Raw genomic sequence first — 15,247 nt, 5'->3', positions numbered from 1 at the left:
GCTGCCCGCGGGCGGCCCGGCACCCTCAGGCGTCGATGCGGCGGCGGCCCTCGAAGGCCCGGCCGAGCGTGACCTCGTCGGCGTACTCCAGGTCGCCACCCACCGGCAGGCCGCTGGCCAGCCGGGAGACCGCCAGCCCCATCGGGCCGACGAGTCGCGCCAGGTAGGCCGCGGTCGCCTCGCCCTCGAGGTTGGGGTCCGTGGCGATGATCAGCTCGGTGACCGTGCCGCTCATCAGCCGGGTCATCAGCTCCTTGACCCGCAGGTCGTCGGGGCCCACGCCCTCGATCGGGCTGATCGCGCCGCCGAGCACGTGGTAGCGGCCGCGGAACTCGCGGGTCCGCTCGATGGCGACGACGTCCTTGGGCTCCTCGACGACGCAGATGACGTCGTCCCCACGCCGCGGATCACGGCAGATGCGGCACTGCTCGCCCTCGGCGACGTTGTAGCAGGTCACGCAGAACCGGACCTCCGCCTGCACGCGCTGCAGCGCCGCCACCAGCCGGCTGACGTCGGCGGACTCCGACGCCAGCAGGTGGAACGCGATCCGCTGGGCACTCTTCGGCCCGACACCGGGCAGCCGGCCGAGCTCGTCGATGAGGTCCTGGACGGCCCCCTCGTACACGGTGTTCCTCTCTCCGGAGGGGCGCGGCTCAGAGGCCGGGCAGCCCCAGGCCGCCACCGAGGCCGCCGGCGAGCGGCCCCATCCGGCTGGCGGTCAGTTCGTTGGCCTGGCGGGAGGCGTCCCGGACGGCGGCGACGACGAGGTCCTGCAGCGTCTCCAGGTCGGCCGGGTCCACCGCCTCGGGGGAGATCGTGACCGCCGTCAGCTCGCCCTGCCCCGACATCGTCGCCGTGACCAGACCGCCTCCGGCCGAGCCGGTGACCTCCTCGGCGGCCAACTGCTCCTGCGCGGCAGCGAGCTGCTGCTGCATCTGCTGCGCCTGCTTGAGCAGCTGCGACATGTCGGGCTGACCACCGGGGAACATGCCCCGAGGGTAGGCCGCGGGTGCGACGGGTGCGGGGACGACGAGCTCCACCGGCATTTCTCAACCGAATGGTTGACAAGGCGGCCGGCGCGGTGCACTCTCGTACTCAACCGATTGGTTGACGACGAGGAAGGGAGGAACCGATGGCCGCCGATCCGCTCTCCCGGGTCTTCGCGGCCCTGGCCGACCCCACCCGGCGCGACATGGTCGCCCGGCTGACGGTGGCCGACGCCACCGTCGGTGAGCTCGCCGAGCCCTACGACGTGAGCGTCCAGGCCGTCTCCAAGCACCTGCGGGTGCTGGAGGACGCCGGCCTGGTCAGCCGCAGTCGTGACGCCCAGCGCCGGCCGGTGCACCTGGAGGCGGAGGTCTTCGACCTCATGACCAAGTGGATCGAGCGCTACCGGCGACAGGCCGAGGAGCGCTACCGCCGACTCGACGACGTCCTGCGCGCGATGCCGGACGACCCGTCACCCACCACACCTCGGGAAGGAACCCCGTCATGACCACCACGCAGCACCACGAGACCCAGATCGTCGCCGACCCGGAGGTCCCGCTGATCCGGATCATCCGCGAGTTCGACGCTCCCCCGGAGAAGGTGTTCCGCGCCCACACCGACCGCGACCTGGTCGCCCAGTGGACGGGGCCCAGCAGCACGCAGACCAGGATCGACGAGTGGGACTGCCGTACCGGCGGCTCCTGGCGATACGTGTCCGTCCACGAGGGCCAGGAGTACGGCTTCCACGGCTCCTTCCACGAGGTGCGGCCCGACGAGCTGATCGTGCAGACGTTCACCTTCGACGGCATGCCCGACGGGGTCGCGCTGGAGAAGCTGGTCCTCGAGGACCTCGGGAACGGCCGCACCCGCCTGACCGCGACCTCCCTCTGCGACTCCTTCGCCGACCGCGACGCCATGCTCTCCAGCGGCATGGACGTCGGCGTCAACGAGGGCTACGAGAAGCTCGACGAGCTGCTGTCCCGCAGCTGAGGGGAGCCCCGTCCCTCGCCCGCGTGGGCGGTGCCGGGACGGGACCTCACTCGATGGGACGCGCGCCGAGCTGGGCCCGGAGCAGCGACAGCGCCGCCTGCTCCGGGTCGACGGCCGGCTCGGCCTCCCGGTCACCGCCGGGGCCCTCCGCGGCCCGCTCGGCCATGAGCTCACTGGCTTCGGCCGCCTCCGCCGCCCGGGCCGCCTCCCGGGCGGCCTCGGGCGCGACCGGCTCCGCGCCGGGCCGGGCGGCGCCCTCGACGACGGCGTCGATCCGCCAGCGCACGCCCAGCAACTCGTTCAGCGCCTCCCGGAGGACGTCCTTGTTGAGGTCGTCGGCCAGCCGCCGCGCCAGCGCCGGGGACGCGGTGGAGAGGGTGAGCACCCCGTTGGTGAGGTCGTGCACCTGGGCGTTCTTCAGCAGCGCCTCGGTCGTCCGCTTGTGCCGGCGGACCACGGTCAGCAGCTCCGGCCACACCCGCCGGACGTCGCTGGTGGTGAGCTCGCCCTCGCCGGGAGGCGGGCCCGGGTCGGCCGACACCACCGGGGTCGGCTCGCCGCCGCGCGGGACCGGGGAGGACTCGGCGGCGGCCCGCGGCGCGGCGGGCTCACCGGCGGGCCGGGGCGCCTCGGTGCGGGCGGCCGCCGCGGCCACCGCTGCGGGCTGTGCGGCGTGCGGCCAGTCCTCGTCGTCGGTGGGCTCCGGGGGCAGCGGGATGTCGGGCTCCGCCGCTGCTGCCTGCGGGCGGCGACCGCCCGCGGGCGGTGCCGCCGCGGCGGCCGGCGCCGGCGCCGCCGGGCGGGAGGGCGCCGCACCCGCGCCCGAACCGGGCGGGGTGGTCTCGGGCCAGTCGGAGGAGGCGGGCGCAGCGGCCGGCCCCGCCGCGGCGGGAGCAGCCGCCGCGGGAGCAGCCGCCGGTCTGGCGGCCGGGGATGCCGCCTGCGACCGCCGGACGAACTCCCGTCTCGGGCCGCTCGGCTGGGCGTCCGCGGCGGGCACCGCCGGCGCCGCGGCCGGGGGTGCGGCCGGAGGTGTGACAGGCGGCGCGGCCACGGCGGGCGGACGGGGCGCCGGCGTCTCCCGCACGGGGACCGGCCGGCCGGGGGTCTCCGGGACGGCGTCCGCGTCGGTGAGCGGCCGACCGGCGTGCTCGCCGGCGATCGACATCCGCCGCTCGAGACGCTCCACCCGCTGGAGCGTGGCGGCCGACGAGTCGTCCGTGGCCGGCAGCAGCATGCGCGCGCAGACGAGTTCGAGCAGCAGCCGGGGCGCCGTCGTCCCCCGCATCTCGGTCAGACCCGCGTGCACGGTGTCGGCCATGCGGGAGAGCGTGGCCGAGCCCAGGCCCTGGGCCTGGGAGCTCATCAGGTCCAGCCGGTCGGGAGGGCAGTCGAGCAGTCCGTTGCCGCCGGCCTCGGGAACGGCGTCGAGCACGATCAGGTCGCGCAGTCGGTCGAGCAGGTCGGTGGCGAACCGGCGGGGGTCGTGCCCGGCCTCGACGACGCGGTCGACGGCCCGGAAGACGCCCGGGGCGTCGCGGGCGGCGAGCGCGTCGATCGCCTCGTCGAGCAGCGCGTCGTCGGTGACCCCGAGCAGCCCGACCGCGGTCTTGTAGGTGACGCCCTCGGAGCCGGCGCCGGCCAGCAGCTGGTCGAGGATCGACAGCGAGTCCCGCACCGAACCACCTCCGGCGCGGACGACCAGCGGGAAGACCGTCGGCTCGACCTGGACGCCCTCGGCGGTGCAGGTCCGCTCCAGCAGGCCGCGCAGCGTCGTCGGGGGCACCAGGCGGAACGGGTAGTGGTGTGTGCGCGAGCGGATGGTCGGCAGCACCTTGTCCGGCTCGGTGGTCGCGAAGACGAACACCAGGAACTCCGGCGGCTCCTCGACCACCTTGAGCAGGGCGTTGAAGCCCTGCGTGGTCACCATGTGCGCCTCGTCGATGATGTAGACCTTGTAGCGGCTGCTGACGGGCGCGAAGAAGGCACGTTCCCGGAGGTCACGGGCGTCGTCGACACCGCCGTGGCTGGCCGCGTCGATCTCGATCACGTCGAGCGAACCGGGGCCGTCGGGGGCCAGCGCGACGCAGGAGTCGCAGACGCCGCAGGGCGTGGACGTCGGCCCCTGCTCGCAGTTCAGGGACCGGGCGAGGATCCGTGCCGACGACGTCTTCCCGCACCCGCGCGGGCCGCTGAAGAGATAGGCGTGGTTGATCCGCCCGCCGTCGACGGCGTTGACCAGCGGGGTGGTCACGTGCTCCTGGCCGACCACCTCGGCGAAGGTCGCCGGGCGGTACTTGCGGTAGAGCGCCAGAGCCACGCAGGCAGGTTACTCAACGGACGGCGTCGCCCTCACCGCTCGCGGAGCTCGCGGCGGGCCCTCCGGACGAGGCCAGGGCGAACGGTGCACCCGGGACGACAAGGGACCCCCCGTGCACCCGCCAGAGCCCGCTTATCCTTGCTGCCTTCCGGCCCTGGGGAGGTTCACAGGATGACGCCGCACGAGGGGTCTGGCCTCCACTGTAGAGGAATCGGCTCCGCGTCCGGGACGGTGGCCCGATACCCTCTCACGCCATGACGCCCACGGCCCGTCCCGAGGCCCGCCCCGGGCCTTCGTGGGGTGAGGGGGGCGGAGTCCTCCCCCTGCCCCCGCCCCGCTCCTGACCCGGAGCACCGCGGACCTGACCCTCCTGGCACCGCGCCGGGACGCTGCGCCGTGCTCCGGACCCGCCTCCCGATCCGGATCTGCGACCAGGAGCGTCATGTCCACCCCCGCGTCCCCGTCATCCGCCGCGCCGAGCGGCTTCCCCCTCGTCGTGCTCGCCGCCCTGTGCTGGGGCACGTCCGGTGTGAGCGGCCGCGTCGTCGCCGACCGCACCGACCTCGGTCCACTCGACATCGCCTGGCACCGCATGGCGATCGGCGCGGCCGTCCTGCTGGCCGCGCACCTGCTGACCGCACGGCGGCGCAGCGCCCGGGTCCCGCTGACCCGTCCGGTCGCCGCCCGGCTGGCCCTGGTCGCGACGGGCCTCGCGGCCTACCAACTGGCGTACTTCGCCGCCGTCGCGACGGCGGGGGTCAGCGTGGCGACGTTGGTGGCACTGGGGCTGGCCCCGCTGCTGATCGCGGTCGGCGGCGCGCTGCTGGGTCACGACCGGCCGGACGGCGCCACGCTGCTCGCGCTGCTCGCCGCGCTCACCGGGCTGGGCCTGCTCGTCGGCCTGACCGCCGGCGCCTCGGCTGGGACGTCGGTGCTGCTGGGTGCGCTGCTCGCGGTCGGGTCGGCACTGGGCTACGCGGTCGTGACGCTGGCCAGCGGGGGCGTGCCCGACGGGGTGCCGGTGACGCTGGCGGGGTTCGTCGGCGGCGCGGCGCTGCTGACGCCGGTCGCGCTGGCCGTCGGGCTGCGGGTCACGGCCGAGCCGGTGGCGCTCCTGACGCTGCTCTACCTGGGGGTGGTGCCCAGCGCGGTGGCCTACGCCCTGTTCTTCCGGGGACTGCGCAGCGTGCCCGGGCCGGTGGCCGCGATCGTCACCCTGCTCGAACCGGTCACGGCGACGGCGCTGGCCACCGGGTTCCTGGGCGAGCGGCTGCCGCTGGGCGCGCTGGCCGGTGGCCTGCTCGTGCTCGCCGCCGTCGCGGGCCTCTACCTGCGCCGGGCCGGCTCGTCCGGCGAGCGTCCGGCGCTCGCCACCGAGCACGCCTGAGCGCGGGCGAGGCCGGGCCCGCTGGTGCGGGGACCCGGCCTCGACTGCGGAGGATGGGAGATTCGAACTCCCGAGGGGTTGCCCCCAACCCGCTTTCCAAGCGAGCGCCATAGGCCACTAGGCGAATCCTCCACGTGCGGGCGCCAGGATACCGGGCGCCGTCGGCACGGTCTGCCACCGCTCCCGAGGGCACCGAGACGGGCCGGGCCGCCGAGCGAGTGGTTACGGGTCGAGGGCATGGGGCACGCTGGTCCGGAACGGGATCAACCCCGCCCGCGACGCGAGACGAGAGGCAACCCGATGAGCGAGACCGAGCAGCTGCGGCCCGAGGTCGTGGACGCCATCGTCGCGGTGCTCAAGGGCGCCGACCCCTCCGGCCTGCCGCCGTCGGCCACCAAGGAGGAGAAGGACGCGGCCAAGGACCGCTACCTCTCCGAGTTCGTCGCCGAGCGCAGCAAGCGGGACCGTCAGACACGGGCGTGGGAGTTGCTGCTCACCCGCAGCTACGACGAGCCGCCGACCTGGCAGCGGCTGTTCGACGACCTGTCCCCCGACGTCGTCGCCGAGCTCGGTGAGCTCTACGACGCACTCCCCGCGGGGGCGCAGGAGGAGTACGCGCGGCGCTACGGCGTCCCCTCGGGCGTCTGACCGCCACCCTGGGCGCGCACGCGGACAGGACGGATCGGCGATGACCGGACCCGGCGACCTGGTCGCGGGGCGCTACCGGCTGCACTGGCGCATCGGGATCGGCGGGATGGGCACGGTCTGGCTGGCCCGGGACGAGCTGCTGGGCCGGCAGGTCGCGGTGAAGCAGGTCGTGCCGCCGCCGGGCGCCGACGTGGCCACGGTCGACCAGCAGCGTCAGCGGGCGCTGCGCGAGGGCCGCATCGCCGCCCGGTTGAGCCATCCGCACGCGATCTCGGTCTACGACGTCGCGGTGGAGGCCGGGGCACCGTGGCTGGTGATGGAGTACCTGCCCTCGCGCAGCCTGGCCGAGGTGCTGAACGAGGACGGCATCCTGCGGGTGGACCAGGTGGCGCAGGTCGGTGCGCAAGTGGCCGACGCCCTGGCCGCCACGCACGCCGCCGGCATCGTGCACCGCGACGTCAAGCCGGCCAACGTGCTGATCGGCCAGGGCCCCCGCGTCGAGGGCCTGGTCAAGATCACCGACTTCGGCATCTCGCACGCCCGCGGCGACGTCACCCTCACGCAGACCGGCCAGATCACCGGGACGCCGGCCTTCCTGGCACCCGAGGTGGCGCAGGGCGCGGAGATGTCTCCGGCCAGCGACGTCTTCTCCCTGGGCGCGACGCTGTACACCTGCCTGGAGGGCCAGCCCCCGTTCGGCATGGACGACAACGCGCTGCGGCTGCTGCACCGCGTCGCCGGCGGCGGCCCCACCCCGCCGAAGCGAGCGGGCTCGATGACCGGGCCGCTCACCCGGATGCTCGCCGACGACCCGGGGCAACGCCCGACGATGACCGAGGTCCGCGACGAGTTGGCCCGCCTCGCCGCCGGCCGGGACGGCGATCCGACCACCGTGCTGCTGGCCCGGACCAGCCTCCGGTCCTCCACCAACCGGGACCGCACGGCCGAACTCGGCCAGGGTGGCGCCGCCGCGGCCGGCGTGGCGGCCGCGGCGACTGCCGGCCGCCGGAGTCCCGACACCGCCGTCGAGGACCTCCCCGTGCGGCAGCCGGCGCCGGACCAGCCCGTTCCGGAGGCACCGCCGCGCACGGCGCCGGAGCCGCCGCCCGCCGCCCCACGGACGCTGACGACGCCGGCCCACGATCCGGCCACGGCGCGGCCTCCGACCTCGGTGGTCACCGCCCGCCCGCGGAAGCGGCGGCCGCTGCTGGTGGCCGCGCTGCTGGTCCTGGTGCTGGCCATCGCCGGCGTCCTGTGGCTCACCACCCGGGGCGGCGACGGAGGCGGGACGCCGAGCGCCGACCCGACGACGCCGTCCGCGACGGAGGAGCAGCCCGCGCCGTCCTCGTCCGCCGAGCCGAGCGAGCCGGAACCGGCGGAACCGGCCGAGCAGGCGCAGCCGACCGAGGCCGAGCCCACCGAGGAAGACCCCGCACCGCCCGCGGACCCGGCCGCCGCTGCCCAGCAGACGCTGGACCAGTACTACGCCCACCTCCCGGACGACCCGGCCGCCGCCTACGCACTCACCGGACCACAGCTGCGCTCCCGGATCGGGCCGCAGAACTACGCCGGGTTCTGGTCCGAGTGGGCGGAGGTCTCGCTCGTCTCGCTGCGCGACGTGGTGGACCAGGGCGACGGCGTGGTCACCGCCACCACGGAGGTCGAGTTCCGCCGGGCCGACGGCAGCGGCATGGTGGAGGAGCACGCGGTCACGTTCGCGCGGGCCGCCGACGGCAGCCTGCTGGTCGACCTGGACGTCTTCGAGGCCACCGTCGGCTGACAGCCCCGGGAGCATCGCAGCGAGCGCCAGCGAGCGAGGAGCGGACCGGGGCACGGAAGCCGACCGGAGAGCACCGTCGGCTGACAGCCCCGGGAGCATCGCAGCGAGCGCCAGCGAGCGAGGAGCGGACCGGGGCACGGAAGCCGACCAGAGAGCACCGTCGGCTGACAGCCCCGGGAGCATCGCAGCGAGCGCCAGCGAGCGAGGAGCGGACCGGTGCCCGCGACGTTCCGGCCGATCCCGCCCGGAGAGCGACGAAGCCGCCCCCGGAGTCCCCGACCCGCCGGTCAGGTCCTCCGAGGACGGCTTCGCCGTCACTGTCGGCGCTACTCCAGGAATCTCCCGTCGGTAGCGCAGGGCGGTGGCGGTGGGATTTGAACCCACGGAGGCTTGCACCTCACACGCTTTCGAGGCGTGCTCCTTCGGCCGCTCGGACACGCCACCGCCGCAGAGACTACAGGCCCCGCTGACGGCGGAAGAACGCGCGTAGCAGCGCGGCGGACTCCTCGGCGCGAACCCCCGCGGTGACCTGCGGACGGTGGTTGAGCCGACGGTCGCGGACGACGTCCCACAGCGATCCGGCGGCTCCGGCCTTGGGGTCGTCGGCGCCGTAGACCACCCGCTCGACCCGGGCCAGGACGCTGGCACCGGCGCACATGGTGCAGGGCTCGAGGGTCACCACCAGCGTCGTCCCGGTCAGCCGCCACCCGTCGCCGTGCACCTGCGCCGCGGCGCGCAGCGCGAGCACCTCGGCGTGCGCGGTGGGGTCGCCGCGTCGCTCCCGCTCGTTGGCCGCCTCGGCGAGGACGCTCCCGTCGGCGGCCAGGACGACGGCGCCGATCGGCGTGTCCCCCCACTCGACGGCCGCCTCGGCGAGCTCCAGCGCCCGGGCCATCGCGGCGTCGACGTCCCAGGGGCCGGTCACGGGGCCGCGCCGCCCAGCGGGACGCCGACCAGCTCGGACAGGTCGGCCAGGGCGGCGGCCGGATCGACGACCTTGATCGTGTGCATGCCCATCGCCCGGGCCGGCTTGAGGTTGATGCCCAGGTCGTCGAGGTAGGCGCAGTCGACCGCCGCCACCGGCCGGCCGACGGCGTCCGACAGCCGGGTGAGTGCCCGCCGGTAGATCTCCGGCTCCGGCTTGCGGACCCCCTCCAGCGAGGACTCCACCACCGCGTCGAAGAGTCCGAGCAGGTCCCCCAGCCGCCCGGTGCGCTCCATCGGGGCGACGTTGTTCGACAGCAGCGCCAACGGCACCCCGGCCGCGCGCAGCCGCTGCACCGCGGCGACCATCGCCGGCCGCAGCTCGCCGGCCAGCGCGGCGAGGACGCGGCGGGCGTCGAGGCGGTGCCCGGCGGCCAGGGCCTCGGCCTCGAAGGCGTCGACGAACCCGGCGGCGTCGAGCTCGTTGCGCTCGTAGCGGGCCCAGGCGTTCCGGTCGGGATCGGTGCTGTTGAGCCGGCGGATCAGCCCGTCGGGCAGTCCGGCCTCCGCCTCGTAGGCGGTGAAGGCCGGCATCGGGCTCTCGGTGAGCACCCCGCCCAGGTCGAGGACGACGGCGCTCGCCACAGGACTCACGGCGCCACGGCGGCGGCCAGCTCGTCGGCGAACCCCAGCCGGGTGGCGATCGCCGCCACCATCTCGTCGGCCCACAGGTCGTCGGCGGTCACGATCGGCCGCAGCTGCTCGGCGGGCAGCCCGTCGTCGGCGAACACGTCCAGGTCGCCGCCGGGCCAGCCGGTCTCGTCGTCGTCGAAGGCGCCGTCGGCGTCCACCGCGATGCCGTAGCGCTCCACCACCTCGGCGGCGAGCACCCACTCCTGCATGGTGGCGTCGGAGATCAGCGCGCGGACCAGGCCGCCGGGTCCGTGCCGGAGGACGACGAAGTACAGCCGCGAGTCGACGACCACGACGAAGGGGCCCGGCCATCCGCCGGCGCCCGGATCACCCAGCGCCCGCTCCAGGACGGGCAGCTCGTCGCCGGCGTCGGCGGCCAGCAGGTCCACCTGCCACCCGTCTCCGGTCCGGCTCACCCGCACCGCCCAGCTGGCCCGGACCTCGTCGGCGCTCATCGCTTGCGGAGCACCGTCAGGCCGTCGGCCAGCGGCAGCAGGACCGTCTCCCAGCGGGGGTCGGCGGCCAGCGCCCGGTTCAGCTCCGCGACGGACCGGGCGTCGTCGTCCCGGGGGTCGAGGACCTCCCCGTTGCGCAGCGTGTTGTCCAGCAGCACCACGCCGTTGGCGGCCATGCGCGGGTACAGCTGCTCGACGTAGTCGGCGTACCCGGTCTTGTCGGCGTCCACGAAGGCGAGGTCGAAGGTCGGGTCGGCCGGCAGGCCGCGCAGCGTCTCGTGGGCGTCACCGAGCAGCAGCTCGACCCGGTCGCCGACGCCGGCGCGCTCCCAGTACCTGCGGGCGATCGCCGTCCACTCGCCGTTCCGGTCCAGGCAGACCAGCCGCCCGCCGTCCGGGAGGGCGCGCGCGACGCAGAGCGCCGAGTAGCCGGTGAAGGTGCCGATCTCGATCGCCTGGCGCACCCCGAGGGCTCCGGCGAGCAGCTGCATGAACGAGCCCTGCTCGGGCGCGATCTGGAAGGTGGGCGACGCCTCCCCGCGCGCAGCGAGCTCGGCGGTCTCGGTCATCAGGTCGAGGACGACCTCGTCGTAGGGCTCCGAGGATGCCCGCACGTACTCCGCGAGCTGCGGCGTCAGGAGGAAGGAGCGCGGCGTCATAAGGTCCGATCATGGCGGACCCGCAGGACGACGTCCCAGCCGAGCTGTTCACCCGGCTCGCGGCCGATCCGCTGGCGGGGCACCTGGGCATCGAGCTCGAACAGGTGCGTCCCGGGTACGCCCGCGCGGCGATGACGGTGACCCCGGCGCTGCTCAACGCGGTGGGCAGCGCGCACGGCGGTGCCACGATGGCCCTGCTCGACGTCGTCCACGCCGCGGTGAGCAACAGCCACGGGACGGTCGCCGTCGCCCAGGACGTGCACACCGAGTTCCTCGCCGCCGGCCGGCCCGGGGACCGGCTGGTCGCCGAGGGCACGGAGCTGCACCGGAGCAGCCGCACCGCCGTCTACCGCATCGACGCCCGCGCCCAGGACGGCCGGCTGGTGGCCACGGCGCTGGCGCGGGTGTTCCGCACCGACCGCCCCTGGGCGGGGACGGCGTGACCGCCTTCCCGGTGCCGACGATGCCCGCACCGCCGGTCGGCGTGGTCGGCCTCGGCCAGCTCGGCGGGTCGCTGGCGGCCGCACTGGTCGCCGCCGGCCGGGACGTCACCGGCTGGGACGTCGACCCGGACGCGCGCGCCGCCGCCGCCGCCCGCGGGGTGCGCATCGGCCGGGAGCTGGACGGCGTCGTCGTCCTCGCCGTCCCGCTGCCGGCGATGGGGCACGCGCTGGCGGACCTCGCCGTCCCGCCCGACGCGACCGTCACCGACCTGGGCTCGGTGAAGGTCCCCGTGCTGGACCAGCTCCGGGTGACGTACGGCGGGCGCTACGTCGGCGGCCACCCGATGTGCGGCACCGAGCGCTCGGGCCACGCGGCGACCGACCCGGGCCTGTTCACCGGCGCCCGGTGGGCGGTGTGCCTGGAGCCCGACACCGAGCTGCCGCGCTGGCTGCGGGTCGCCGAGGTGGCGCTGGCGGCCGGCGCCGAGGTGGTGCCCGCGACCGCCGCGGAGCACGACGACGCCGTCGCCGCGGTCAGTCACGTGCCGCACCTGCTCGCCGCGGCCCTGGCCGCCGCCGCCGGAGAGGCCGGCCCGCTCGCGCTCGCGCTGGCCGCAGGCAGCTTCCGGGACGGCACGCGGGTCATCGGCAGCGACCCCGCGTTCGTCAGCGCCATGGTCGAGGGCAACGCCGGTCCGACGGCCGCGGCGCTGGCCCGCGTGCAGGCCCAGCTGGCCCGGCCCTGGCCGGAGCTGGTCGCCGCGGGTCACGCCGTCCGCGCCGGGGCGCCGGCGGGACGGCGGGAGGTCCGGGTGCCGCTGGAACGGGCCGCGCTGCTGGCACTGGGCCGGGCCGGTGGCGCCGTCACCCGGCGGCTGGCCGCGTTCGTCGAGGGCCACCTGCCGGACTGACGTTGTTTCGCGCCGGGATCGTCGGGCAGGGTCCCGGCATGGACGACAGCGAGATCCGCAGCCGCATCGAGGCACTGGTCGACGAGGAGCGCCAGCTCCGGGACAGCGGTGAGCACAGCGACGAGCAGCGTGCCCGACTCCGGCAGATCGAGGAGGACCGCGACCAGCTCTGGGACCTGATCCGCCAGCGGGACGCCAAGCGCCAGTACGGCGAGGACCCCGACGAGGCCCAGCCCCGACCGGAGCAGCAGGTCGAGGGATACCTGCAGTAGGAGCGTCCTCCCGGCGCACCCTCGCCGGCCGGCGGGAGGCCGCGGCCACCGCGGTCGGGTGATCCACGGCGGGTCAGCGAACGCATCTAATCTGTGAGGTGGCGGTCGCGGGGTCGCCGAGGACACCCGGACCGACCGACCGACGGGGGAACTGCGCGCATGGGGCGCCACGCCGAGACCAGTGCCCGACGCCGGTCCCTCCAGATGACACCCCAGGTGCTCATCGCCCTGGCGGTGGCCGCGGTGGTGCTGGTCGCCGGTGGCATCACCTGGTGGGCGGTGGGCGCGGGGGCCGGGGACTGCGATCGCACCGACGTCGTCCGCGTGGTCGTCGCCCCCGAGCTCGAAGCGGTCACCACCCAGGTGCTCGTCGGCGCCGAGGGCCTGCAGCCCGAGGACTGCGCCGACGCCCAGGTGAGCGCTCAGGAGCCGCTGCAGACCGTCGGCGACCTCGGCGCGCTCGAGGCGGGCGACCTGCCGCACGTGTGGGTGCCCGACTCCTCGCTGTGGCCGGCGCGCGCCGGTGCGGCACCGCTCGAGGCGACCGGGTCGATGGCCACCTCCCCGGTGGTCCTGGCGACGAGCCGGTCGGCCGTCGAGGAGCTGGGCTGGGCCGGCTCGCCGCCCGGCTGGGGTGCGGCGCTGGTCAGCGACCAGGGCATCGCCGTCCCGGACCTGGCCACCAGTGCCGAGGCCCTGGCCGCCCTGAGCGCCGTCCGGACCGCCCTGGGCGGCGGTGCGGACGCCGACAACGCCGTCGTCCAGGCGGTGCTGGCCGCCGAGCGGGGCCCCTCGGTCTCCCCCGCCGACGCGCTGGCCGCGGCGGGCGAGGACTCGGCGGATGCGCCGCTGGTGCCGGTCAGCGAGCAGGAGGTGTACGCCGCCAACGCCGACGCCGCGGACCCGTCGCTGGTCGCCGTCTACCCCGCCGAGGGCTCGCCGTCGCTGGACTACCCGATCGTCCGCGTCGGCTCGGCGTCCGGCGCCGATGCCCCCGCGGTCACCGCGGCCGTGCGGGCGCTCACCTCCGACGCCGCACGCACCGCCGTCCTCGGCGCCGGGTTCCGCGACGCGGACGGCGCGGCGCCCCCGGACGCCGGCGAGGCCACCGGGACGCAGGAGACGGCCCCGGGGGCGCTGCTGCTGGACCCCGCCCAGGTGCAGGGCCTGCTCGACCAGCTGTCCGAGCTGGCCGCGCCGTCGCGCATCCTGTCGGTCTTCGACGTGTCGACGTCGATGGAGGCCCCGGCCGGCAGCGGCACCCGCGCCACCCTGGCCCGCGACGCCGCGAAGAGCACCCTGTCGCTGGTGCCCGACGGGTTCGCCATCGGGCTGTGGGTGTTCGCCAACGAGCTCGACGGCGACCAGGACTGGGTGGAGCTGGTGCCCACCCGGGCGCTGGGCACCGAGACCGACGGCGGCACCCAGCGCGAGGACCTCGACGAGCAGCTCGACACGATCCCCGACCGGCTCACCCCCGGCGGCACGGGGCTGTACGACACGACCCTGGACGCGGTCCGCGCGGCGCGGGCCGACTACGACCCACGAGCGGTCAACAGCGTCCTGGTGGTCACCGACGGCACGAACGACGACGACGGCCTCGAGCTCGAGGCGCTGCTGGACGCGCTGCGGGCCGAGGCCGACCCCGAGCGGCCGGTCAAGGTCATCGGCGTGGCGCTGGGCCCCGACGCCGACCTCGACGCCCTGGAGCAGATCGCCGAGACGACCGAGGGCGCGGCCTACTCCGCCGTCGACCCGACCGACCTGCAGACCGTCCTGTTCGACGCCCTCCGCCAGCGCGACTGAAGCGGGACCGTCCACGGAGAGCCCCGGCACTCCCCACGGGAGACCCGCGGGACTCTCGTGCCTCAGAGCAGGTGGTCGAGGGCGGTCGTGACCTCCTCGACGGTGATCTGCGCCAGTGCGGGGTCCAGCTCGGTGCCCCAGGGGTCGCCGGTGCCGTCGCCGTGCCAGAGGACGACGTGCAGTGCCCCCTGCTCCCCGGCCCGGGCCGGCGGACCCCACAGCGCCGGTGACACCGGCCCGAACAACACCACCGACGGACGGCGGTAGGCGGTGGCGAGGTGCGCCATCCCGGTGTCTCCGCTCACGACCACCCGGGCACCGGCGACGACGGCGGCCAGCTCGAGGGTCGTCGTCCGGCCGGCGAGGACGGCCTCCTCCCCCAGGCGCGCGGCGTCGGCGACGGTGCGGGCCAGCGGCACCTCGGCCGGGCCACCGGTGATCCGGACGTCGAGCCCCGCGTCGGCCAGGTGCCGGGCGACGGCGGCGAAGCGGTCGGCGGGCCACCGGCGCCCGGGGAAGGCCGCGCCAGGGTGGACGACGGCCACCCCGGGCGGCGCGGGCGAGGCGACGTCGGGCACCGCGAGGTCCAGCGCGTCCGGGTCGGCCGGCACCCCGAGCCCCTCGGTGACCAGCCGGCACCAGCGGCGCACCTCGTGCTCGTCGGGGTACCAGGCCGGTCCGGGGTAGCCGGGGCTGGCGAAGGTGAGCAGCCGGTCGGGCCGCAGGTCGGCCACGACCACGTGCGACGCCGGGCCCTTGCCGTGCAGGTCGACGGCGAGCTCGGGCGGCGGGCCGGCCCAGTCCAGCGGCTCCAGCTCACGGGCGGGCAGCACCTCGTCGACGGCGTCGACCAGCCGGGCCAGCGGTGCCAGCGCCGTCGTCGTCGCCAGCACCAGCCGGTGGTCGGGCACCGCGGCCCGCACCGCCCGGATCGCCGGCACCCCGGTCAGCAGGTCCCCCAGCCCCAACGGC

17 protein-coding genes, 2 tRNA genes and 1 other RNA gene are annotated in these 15,247 nt (G+C 75.8%); 9 read left to right on the top strand and 11 right to left on the bottom strand.

The genetic code is table 11. The features are described from left to right. Window positions 1–25: 25 nt before the first annotated feature. Both recR and GCU56_RS14605 read right to left on the bottom strand, forming a co-directional pair. A complete protein-coding gene (recR, locus tag GCU56_RS14610) occupies window positions 26–625 on the bottom strand; it encodes a recombination mediator RecR (protein ID WP_163482454.1) in 600 nt (199 codons plus the stop codon). Window positions 626–653: 28 nt separating this feature from the next. Continuing rightward, a complete protein-coding gene (locus GCU56_RS14605) occupies window positions 654–989 on the bottom strand; it encodes a YbaB/EbfC family nucleoid-associated protein (RefSeq protein ID WP_163482453.1) in 336 nt (111 codons plus the stop codon). A 143-nt stretch (window positions 990–1,132) separates the two neighbouring features. Between GCU56_RS14605 and GCU56_RS14600 the strand changes: the two genes are divergently transcribed. Both GCU56_RS14600 and GCU56_RS14595 read left to right on the top strand, forming a co-directional pair. Continuing rightward, window positions 1,133–1,495: an ArsR/SmtB family transcription factor gene (locus tag GCU56_RS14600; RefSeq protein WP_163482452.1), complete on the top strand. Its 363-nt coding sequence runs from the start codon at window positions 1,133–1,135 to the stop codon at window positions 1,493–1,495. Continuing rightward, window positions 1,492–1,977, top strand: a complete 486-nt coding sequence (locus GCU56_RS14595; protein ID WP_163482451.1) for an SRPBCC family protein — start codon at window positions 1,492–1,494, stop codon at window positions 1,975–1,977. The genes GCU56_RS14600 and GCU56_RS14595 overlap by 4 nt, the downstream gene beginning before the upstream one ends. 46 nt (window positions 1,978–2,023) lie before the next feature. Here GCU56_RS14595 and GCU56_RS14590 read toward each other — a convergent pair whose 3' ends face one another. Both GCU56_RS14590 and ffs read right to left on the bottom strand, forming a co-directional pair. Next, window positions 2,024–4,297, bottom strand: coding sequence for a DNA polymerase III subunit gamma and tau (locus GCU56_RS14590; protein WP_163482450.1), 2,274 nt, complete (start codon window positions 4,295–4,297; stop codon window positions 2,024–2,026). Window positions 4,298–4,395: 98 nt separating this feature from the next. Next, an RNA gene (ffs, locus tag GCU56_RS14585) (signal recognition particle sRNA small type) lies at window positions 4,396–4,491 on the bottom strand. Window positions 4,492–4,739: 248 nt separating this feature from the next. Here ffs and GCU56_RS14580 point away from each other — a divergent pair. After that, entirely contained in the window at window positions 4,740–5,684 is a 945-nt protein-coding gene (locus GCU56_RS14580) for a DMT family transporter (protein ID WP_163482449.1), read from the top strand. A gap of 47 nt (window positions 5,685–5,731) precedes the next feature. Here GCU56_RS14580 and GCU56_RS14575 read toward each other — a convergent pair. Continuing rightward, window positions 5,732–5,816: transfer RNA gene (locus tag GCU56_RS14575), tRNA-Ser, on the bottom strand. 168 nt (window positions 5,817–5,984) lie between these two features. Between GCU56_RS14575 and GCU56_RS14570 the strand changes: the two genes are divergently transcribed. Both GCU56_RS14570 and GCU56_RS23480 read left to right on the top strand, forming a co-directional pair. Then, window positions 5,985–6,332: a hypothetical protein gene (locus GCU56_RS14570; protein WP_163482448.1), complete on the top strand. Its 348-nt coding sequence runs from the start codon at window positions 5,985–5,987 to the stop codon at window positions 6,330–6,332. A 40-nt stretch (window positions 6,333–6,372) separates the two neighbouring features. Next, entirely contained in the window at window positions 6,373–8,112 is a 1,740-nt protein-coding gene (locus GCU56_RS23480; protein ID WP_204332105.1) for a serine/threonine-protein kinase, read from the top strand. Window positions 8,113–8,471: 359 nt separating this feature from the next. Here GCU56_RS23480 and GCU56_RS14560 read toward each other — a convergent pair. The 5 genes from GCU56_RS14560 to GCU56_RS14540 all read right to left on the bottom strand — a co-directional run bounded on the left by GCU56_RS14560 (window position 8,472) and on the right by GCU56_RS14540 (window position 10,843). Further along, a tRNA-Ser gene (locus GCU56_RS14560) sits at window positions 8,472–8,556 on the bottom strand. Between the two features lie 10 nt (window positions 8,557–8,566). After that, complete coding sequence (tadA, locus tag GCU56_RS14555) at window positions 8,567–9,037, bottom strand: tRNA adenosine(34) deaminase TadA (RefSeq protein WP_440588746.1); 471 nt, start codon at window positions 9,035–9,037, stop codon at window positions 8,567–8,569. Further along, entirely contained in the window at window positions 9,034–9,690 is a 657-nt protein-coding gene (locus GCU56_RS14550) for an HAD-IA family hydrolase (protein WP_163482447.1), read from the bottom strand. Before GCU56_RS14550 ends, tadA begins: the two co-directional genes overlap by 4 nt. Further along, entirely contained in the window at window positions 9,687–10,184 is a 498-nt protein-coding gene (locus GCU56_RS14545; RefSeq protein WP_163482446.1) for a tRNA adenosine deaminase-associated protein, read from the bottom strand. Before GCU56_RS14545 ends, GCU56_RS14550 begins: the two co-directional genes overlap by 4 nt. Then, the gene (locus GCU56_RS14540; protein WP_163482445.1) at window positions 10,181–10,843 is read right to left on the bottom strand and encodes an O-methyltransferase; all 663 of its coding nucleotides are present in this window, start codon (window positions 10,841–10,843) and stop codon (window positions 10,181–10,183) included. Before GCU56_RS14540 ends, GCU56_RS14545 begins: the two co-directional genes overlap by 4 nt. Window positions 10,844–10,854: 11 nt before the next feature. Between GCU56_RS14540 and GCU56_RS14535 the strand changes: the two genes are divergently transcribed. From GCU56_RS14535 to GCU56_RS14520, 4 genes are all read left to right on the top strand, one after another. Beyond that, window positions 10,855–11,286 carry a PaaI family thioesterase gene (locus tag GCU56_RS14535; RefSeq protein ID WP_163482444.1) on the top strand — a complete coding sequence of 144 codons (432 nt, stop codon included), beginning with the start codon at window positions 10,855–10,857 and terminating at the stop codon, window positions 11,284–11,286. After that, on the top strand, window positions 11,283–12,197 hold the full coding sequence (locus GCU56_RS14530; protein WP_163482443.1) for a prephenate dehydrogenase/arogenate dehydrogenase family protein: 915 nt from the start codon (window positions 11,283–11,285) through the stop codon (window positions 12,195–12,197). Before GCU56_RS14535 ends, GCU56_RS14530 begins: the two co-directional genes overlap by 4 nt. Window positions 12,198–12,235: 38 nt before the next feature. Further along, window positions 12,236–12,469, top strand: coding sequence for a DUF2630 family protein (locus GCU56_RS14525; protein WP_163482442.1), 234 nt, complete (start codon window positions 12,236–12,238; stop codon window positions 12,467–12,469). Between the two features lie 204 nt (window positions 12,470–12,673). Next, on the top strand, window positions 12,674–14,275 hold the full coding sequence (locus GCU56_RS14520; RefSeq protein ID WP_239522269.1) for a VWA domain-containing protein: 1,602 nt from the start codon (window positions 12,674–12,676) through the stop codon (window positions 14,273–14,275). Window positions 14,276–14,337: 62 nt separating this feature from the next. On the opposite strand, the gene GCU56_RS14515 is transcribed toward GCU56_RS14520, so the two are convergent. Continuing rightward, entirely contained in the window at window positions 14,338–15,243 is a 906-nt protein-coding gene (locus GCU56_RS14515) for a glycosyltransferase family 9 protein (protein WP_239522268.1), read from the bottom strand. Window positions 15,244–15,247 lie beyond the last annotated feature (4 nt).

This window comes from Geodermatophilus sabuli (assembly GCF_010686765.1).
Taxonomy (GTDB): domain Bacteria; phylum Actinomycetota; class Actinomycetes; order Mycobacteriales; family Geodermatophilaceae; genus Geodermatophilus; species Geodermatophilus sabuli_A.
This window is presented reverse-complemented; position numbering and strand designations above follow the sequence as displayed.

Coding starts and splice junctions, on each gene's coding strand:
- GCU56_RS14545 (WP_163482446.1), bottom strand. CDS start 10,184: ATGAGCGCCGACGAGGTCCGGGCCAGCTGGGCGGTGCGGGTGAGCCGG.
- GCU56_RS14605 (WP_163482453.1), bottom strand. CDS start 989: ATGTTCCCCGGTGGTCAGCCCGACATGTCGCAGCTGCTCAAGCAGGCG.
- GCU56_RS14520 (WP_239522269.1), top strand. CDS start 12,674: ATGACACCCCAGGTGCTCATCGCCCTGGCGGTGGCCGCGGTGGTGCTG.
- GCU56_RS14570 (WP_163482448.1), top strand. CDS start 5,985: ATGAGCGAGACCGAGCAGCTGCGGCCCGAGGTCGTGGACGCCATCGTC.
- GCU56_RS14535 (WP_163482444.1), top strand. CDS start 10,855: ATGGCGGACCCGCAGGACGACGTCCCAGCCGAGCTGTTCACCCGGCTC.
- GCU56_RS14600 (WP_163482452.1), top strand. CDS start 1,133: ATGGCCGCCGATCCGCTCTCCCGGGTCTTCGCGGCCCTGGCCGACCCC.
- GCU56_RS14540 (WP_163482445.1), bottom strand. CDS start 10,843: ATGACGCCGCGCTCCTTCCTCCTGACGCCGCAGCTCGCGGAGTACGTG.
- GCU56_RS23480 (WP_204332105.1), top strand. CDS start 6,373: ATGACCGGACCCGGCGACCTGGTCGCGGGGCGCTACCGGCTGCACTGG.
- GCU56_RS14580 (WP_163482449.1), top strand. CDS start 4,740: ATGTCCACCCCCGCGTCCCCGTCATCCGCCGCGCCGAGCGGCTTCCCC.
- GCU56_RS14525 (WP_163482442.1), top strand. CDS start 12,236: ATGGACGACAGCGAGATCCGCAGCCGCATCGAGGCACTGGTCGACGAG.
- GCU56_RS14595 (WP_163482451.1), top strand. CDS start 1,492: ATGACCACCACGCAGCACCACGAGACCCAGATCGTCGCCGACCCGGAG.